This window comes from Caballeronia sp. ATUFL_F1_KS39 (assembly GCF_023630985.1).
Taxonomy (GTDB): Bacteria; Pseudomonadota; Gammaproteobacteria; order Burkholderiales; family Burkholderiaceae; genus Caballeronia; species Caballeronia zhejiangensis.
The window spans coordinates 1-239 of record NZ_JALQDZ010000142.1; the positions used below are offsets into that span (position 1 = coordinate 1).

The 239-nt window shown below is 40.2% G+C and carries 1 tRNA gene; it reads left to right on the forward strand.

Annotation, left to right across the window (positions count from 1 at the left end):
- Positions 1-105 precede the first annotated feature (105 nt).
- Positions 106-178: transfer RNA gene (locus tag NCR93_RS31870), tRNA-Ile, on the forward strand.
- Positions 179-239: the final 61 nt, after the last annotated feature.

Genomic DNA, 239 nt, shown 5'->3' on the forward strand with positions numbered 1-239 from the left:
ACTGCTGCTTTGGTGGCTATTCTTTATTTTTATTCAAACTAATAAAATAAACTTCGCGGAAAATTTGGAAGTGTGGGGGAGGTGGGTTAATATTGCCGATAATATCGCGGATTGAAGACAGTGGTTGTCCGATAGGCTCATAACCTATACAAGGTTGGTTCGATTCCAACATCCGCAACAAAATACAATCCTTGTGAGTGTCGAATACTAACAAGGGTTATTGAGGGACTAAACACCTC